The organism is Isoptericola sp. NPDC056573 (genome assembly GCF_042793335.1).
In the GTDB taxonomy this organism is placed as follows: Bacteria; Actinomycetota; Actinomycetes; order Actinomycetales; family Cellulomonadaceae; genus Isoptericola.
On sequence record NZ_JBHTUY010000026.1, the window covers coordinates 1 to 4672 of the forward strand.

Sequence of the window (4672 nt, forward strand, 5' to 3'; positions counted from 1 at the left end):
CCGTTGAGCGATGGCCCTTCCATGCGGAACCACCGGATCACTAAGCCCGACTTTCGTCCCTGCTCGACTTGTAGGTCTCGCAGTCAAGCTCCCTTATGCCTTTGCACTCTACGAATGATTTCCAACCATTCTGAGGGAACCTTTGGGCGCCTCCGTTACACTTTAGGAGGCGACCGCCCCAGTCAAACTGCCCACCTGACACTGTCTCCCCGCCCGATAAGGGCGGCGGGTTAGAAGGTCAATACAGCCAGGGTAGTATCCCACCGATGCCTCCACCGAAGCTGGCGCTCCGGTTTCCAAGGCTCCTACCTATCCTGTACAAGCTGTACCAACATTCAATATCAGGCTGCAGTAAAGCTCCACGGGGTCTTTCCGTCCTGTCGCGGGTAACCTGCATCTTCACAGGTACTATAATTTCACCGAGTCTCTCGTTGAGACAGTGCCCAGATCGTTGCGCCTTTCGTGCGGGTCGGAACTTACCCGACAAGGAATTTCGCTACCTTAGGACCGTTATAGTTACGGCCGCCGTTTACTGGGGCTTCAATTCGCACCTTCGCTTACGCTAAGCGCTCCTCTTAACCTTCCAGCACCGGGCAGGCGTCAGCCCCTATACTTCGCCTTACGGCTTCGCAGAGACCTGTGTTTTTGCTAAACAGTCGCCTGGGCCTATTCACTGCGGCTCTCTCGGGCTTGCACCCTAACAGAGCACCCCTTCTCCCGAAGTTACGGGGTCATTTTGCCGAGTTCCTTAACGAGAGTTCTCTCGATCACCTTAGGATTCTCTCCTCGCCTACCTGTGTCGGTTTGCGGTACGGGCACCTCTCACCTCGCTAGAGGCTTTTCTTGGCAGTGTGGAATCAGGAACTTCGCTACTATATTTCGCTCGCCATCACAGCTCAGCCTTATGGGAAACGGATTTGCCTATTTCCCAGCCTAACTGCTTGGACGCGGATATCCAATACCGCGCTTACCCTATCCTCCTGCGTCCCCCCATTGCTCAAATGGTGAGGAGGTGGTACAGGAATATCAACCTGTTGTCCATCGCCTACGCCTTTCGGCCTCGGCTTAGGTCCCGACTAACCCTGAGCGGACGAGCCTTCCTCAGGAAACCTTAGGCATTCGGTGGAGGGGATTCTCACCCCTCTTTCGCTACTCATACCGGCATTCTCACTTCTAAGCGCTCCACCAGTCCTTCCGGTCTGGCTTCACAGCCCTTAGAACGCTCTCCTACCACTGTTCGAAGAACAGTCCGCAGCTTCGGTGATACGTTTAGCCCCGGTACATTTTCGGCGCAGAGTCACTCGACCAGTGAGCTATTACGCACTCTTTAAATGGTGGCTGCTTCTAAGCCAACATCCTGGTTGTCTAAGCAACTCCACATCCTTTTCCACTTAACGTATACTTTGGGACCTTAGCTGGCGGTCTGGGCTGTTTCCCTTTCGACTACGGATCTTATCACTCGCAGTCTGACTCCCAAGGATAAGTCATTGGCATTCGGAGTTTGACTGAATTCGGTAACCCGGTAGGGGCCCCTAGTCCAATCAGTGCTCTACCTCCAAGACTCTTACCTTGAGGCTAGCCCTAAAGCTATTTCGGAGAGAACCAGCTATCTCCAGGTTCGATTGGAATTTCTCCGCTACCCACACCTCATCCCCGCACTTTTCAACGTGCGTGGGTTCGGGCCTCCATTCAGTGTTACCTGAACTTCACCCTGGACATGGGTAGATCACCTGGTTTCGGGTCTACGACCACGTACTCATGCGCCCTATTCAGACTCGCTTTCGCTGCGGCTCCGCATCTTCTGCTTAACCTTGCACGGGATCGTAACTCGCCGGTTCATTCTACAAAAGGCACGCCATCACCCGTTAACGGGCTCTGACTACTTGTAGGCACACGGTTTCAGGATCTCTTTCACTCCCCTTCCGGGGTGCTTTTCACCTTTCCCTCACGGTACTGGTTCACTATCGGTCACTAGGGAGTATTTAGCCTTGGGAGATGGTCCTCCCGGATTCCGACGGAATTTCACGTGTTCCGCCGTACTCAGGATCCACTCAGGAGAGAACGAAGTTTTGACTACAGGGCTGTTACCTCCTATGGCGGGCCTTTCCAGACCTCTTCATCTACCTCGTTCCTTTGTAACTCCGTATAGAATGTCCTACAACCCCAAGAGGCAAGCCTCTTGGTTTGGGCTAGTTCCGTTTCGCTCGCCGCTACTCAGGAAATCGCATTTGCTTTCTCTTCCTCCGGGTACTTAGATGTTTCAGTTCCCCGGGTCTGCCTTCTCATATCCTATGAATTCAGATATGGATACCACTCCATTACGAGTGGTGGGTTTCCCCATTCGGAAATCTCCGGATCAAAGCTTGCTTACAGCTCCCCGAAGCATATCGGTGTTCGTCCCGTCCTTCATCGGCTCCTAGTGCCAAGGCATCCACCGTGCGCCCTTTCTAACTTAACCGTTAAAAAAGATCTTACTGATGCTTTGAAAAAATTAATTGCCTTCTATCTATTATCTAGTTTTCAAGGAACAAGTTGTCCCAATCACAACGTGATTGTTTCAATTGGTGGAGCCTAGCGGGATCGAACCGCTGACCTCCTGCGTGCAAAGCAGGCGCTCTCCCAGCTGAGCTAAGGCCCCATGAAAATGGTCGGGAAGACAGGATTCGAACCTGCGACCCCATGGTCCCAAACCATGTGCTCTACCAAGCTGAGCTACTTCCCGATTTCCTATCTATTCTATTAACAGATATGGCGCGCCCGAGAGGAGTCGAACCCCTAACCTTTTGATCCGTAGTCAAACGCTCTATCCAATTGAGCTACGGGCGCAAAACATAATGCCGAGGGCCGGACTTGAACCGGCACGGTAGTCACCTACCGCAGGATTTTAAGTCCTGTGTGTCTGCCAATTCCACCACCCCGGCGTGGATGGTATAGTTGGAGCGGAAGACGGGATTCGAACCCGCGACCCCCACCTTGGCAAGGTGGTGTTCTACCACTGAACTACTTCCGCATTTTTAATGGACTTAATACATTATATGCAGTTGATATAAAAAGTGAGACTGGGCTAGCTGGATTCGAACCAACGCATGACGGAGTCAAAGTCCGTTGCCTTACCGCTTGGCTATAGCCCATTAATTAAGAATGGTGGAGGGGGGCAGATTCGAACTGCCGAACCCGAAGGAGCGGATTTACAGTCCGCCGCGTTTAGCCACTTCGCTACCCCTCCGACATATATGGTGGAGGATGACGGGATCGAACCGCCGACCCCCTGCTTGTAAGGCAGGTGCTCTCCCAGCTGAGCTAATCCTCCAAAAGTGGTGACCCGTACGGGATTCGAACCCGTGTTACCGCCGTGAAAGGGCGGTGTCTTAACCGCTTGACCAACGGGCCATAAAAAGTGGTGAGCCATGAAGGACTCGAACCTTCGACCCTCTGATTAAAAGTCAGATGCTCTACCAACTGAGCTAATGGCTCATTTTGAAAGTGGTGCCGACTAGAGGACTTGAACCCCCAACCTACTGATTACAAGTCAGTTGCTCTACCAATTGAGCTAAGTCGGCATAAAAAAATGGTGGCTCGGGACGGAATCGAACCGCCGACACGAGGATTTTCAGTCCTCTGCTCTACCGACTGAGCTACCGAGCCAAAACTATATATAAAACCACTAATGGTGGTATAAACAAAAGTGGCGGTCCCGACCGGGGTCGAACCGGCGATCTCCTGCGTGACAGGCAGGCATGTTAACCACTACACCACGGGACCATTTGGTTGCGGGGACAGGATTTGAACCTGCGACCTTCGGGTTATGAGCCCGACGAGCTACCGAACTGCTCCACCCCGCGATGATAAAAGTAATGCTTGGCGGCGTCCTACTCTCACAGGGGGAAACCCCCGACTACCATCGGCGCTGAAGAGCTTAACTTCCGTGTTCGGTATGGGAACGGGTGTGACCTCTTCGCTATCGCCACCAAACAAATGCCTTCAGGATGAAGGTACTGGGCGTTTCTCACAGGATGTGAGAGCCCTTAGCGGAGTTTCCTTACCTTTTCCGCTCTTAGAGAGGTGTTCTCTCAAAACTAGATAACAGGTGTGACATCATTCAAAAATATGGTTAAGTCCTCGATCGATTAGTATCTGTCAGCTCCATGTGTCGCCACACTTCCACCTCAGACCTATCAACCTGATCATCTTTCAGGGATCTTACTAGCTTGCGGTATGGGAAATCTCATCTTGAGGGGGGCTTCATGCTTAGATGCTTTCAGCACTTATCCCGTCCGCACATAGCTACCCAGCGATGCCCTTGGCAGAACAACTGGTACACCAGCGGTGCGTCCATCCCGGTCCTCTCGTACTAAGGACAGCTCCTCTCAAATTTCCTGCGCCCGCGACGGATAGGGACCGAACTGTCTCACGACGTTCTGAACCCAGCTCGCGTACCGCTTTAATGGGCGAACAGCCCAACCCTTGGGACCGACTACAGCCCCAGGATGCGATGAGCCGACATCGAGGTGCCAAACCTCCCCGTCGATGTGGACTCTTGGGGGAGATAAGCCTGTTATCCCCGGGGTAGCTTTTATCCGTTGAGCGATGGCCCTTCCATGCGGAACCACCGGATCACTAAGCCCGACTTTCGTCCCTGCTCGACTTGTAGGTCTCGCAGTCAAGCTCCCTT

General features: G+C 52.9%; 14 tRNA genes and 3 rRNA genes. All 17 read right to left on the bottom strand.

The annotated features are described in order from the left end of the window. Nucleotides 1-2458: ribosomal RNA gene (locus ACFQ8E_RS21765) — 23S ribosomal RNA — on the bottom strand; the annotation flags it as partial. A 104-nt stretch (nt 2459-2562) separates the two neighbouring features. Further along, nucleotides 2563-2638: transfer RNA gene (locus ACFQ8E_RS21770), tRNA-Ala, on the bottom strand. Between the two features lie 7 nt (nt 2639-2645). Beyond that, nucleotides 2646-2722 (bottom strand) — tRNA-Pro (locus ACFQ8E_RS21775). 27 nt (nt 2723-2749) lie between these two features. Continuing rightward, nucleotides 2750-2826, bottom strand: a tRNA-Arg gene (locus ACFQ8E_RS21780). A gap of 9 nt (nt 2827-2835) precedes the next feature. Beyond that, nucleotides 2836-2921, bottom strand: a tRNA-Leu gene (locus ACFQ8E_RS21785). 14 nt (nt 2922-2935) lie between these two features. Further along, nucleotides 2936-3010: transfer RNA gene (locus ACFQ8E_RS21790), tRNA-Gly, on the bottom strand. 49 nt (nt 3011-3059) lie between these two features. Continuing rightward, nucleotides 3060-3131, bottom strand: a tRNA-Gln gene (locus ACFQ8E_RS21795). Nucleotides 3132-3142: 11 nt separating this feature from the next. Further along, nucleotides 3143-3226 (bottom strand) — tRNA-Tyr (locus tag ACFQ8E_RS21800). A gap of 8 nt (nt 3227-3234) precedes the next feature. Then, a tRNA-Val gene (locus tag ACFQ8E_RS21805) sits at nt 3235-3310 on the bottom strand. Nucleotides 3311-3315: 5 nt separating this feature from the next. Next, nucleotides 3316-3390: transfer RNA gene (locus ACFQ8E_RS21810), tRNA-Glu, on the bottom strand. Between the two features lie 8 nt (nt 3391-3398). Continuing rightward, nucleotides 3399-3474, bottom strand: a tRNA-Lys gene (locus ACFQ8E_RS21815). A 10-nt stretch (nt 3475-3484) separates the two neighbouring features. Further along, nucleotides 3485-3560: transfer RNA gene (locus tag ACFQ8E_RS21820), tRNA-Thr, on the bottom strand. 9 nt (nt 3561-3569) lie between these two features. Further along, nucleotides 3570-3645: transfer RNA gene (locus tag ACFQ8E_RS21825), tRNA-Phe, on the bottom strand. A gap of 41 nt (nt 3646-3686) precedes the next feature. Beyond that, nucleotides 3687-3762, bottom strand: a tRNA-Asp gene (locus ACFQ8E_RS21830). Nucleotides 3763-3765: 3 nt separating this feature from the next. Then, nucleotides 3766-3842: transfer RNA gene (locus ACFQ8E_RS21835), tRNA-Met, on the bottom strand. A gap of 14 nt (nt 3843-3856) precedes the next feature. Then, nucleotides 3857-3972: ribosomal RNA gene (gene rrf, locus ACFQ8E_RS21840) — 5S ribosomal RNA — on the bottom strand. Between the two features lie 135 nt (nt 3973-4107). Then, nucleotides 4108-4672, bottom strand: a 23S ribosomal RNA gene (locus ACFQ8E_RS21845); the annotation flags it as partial.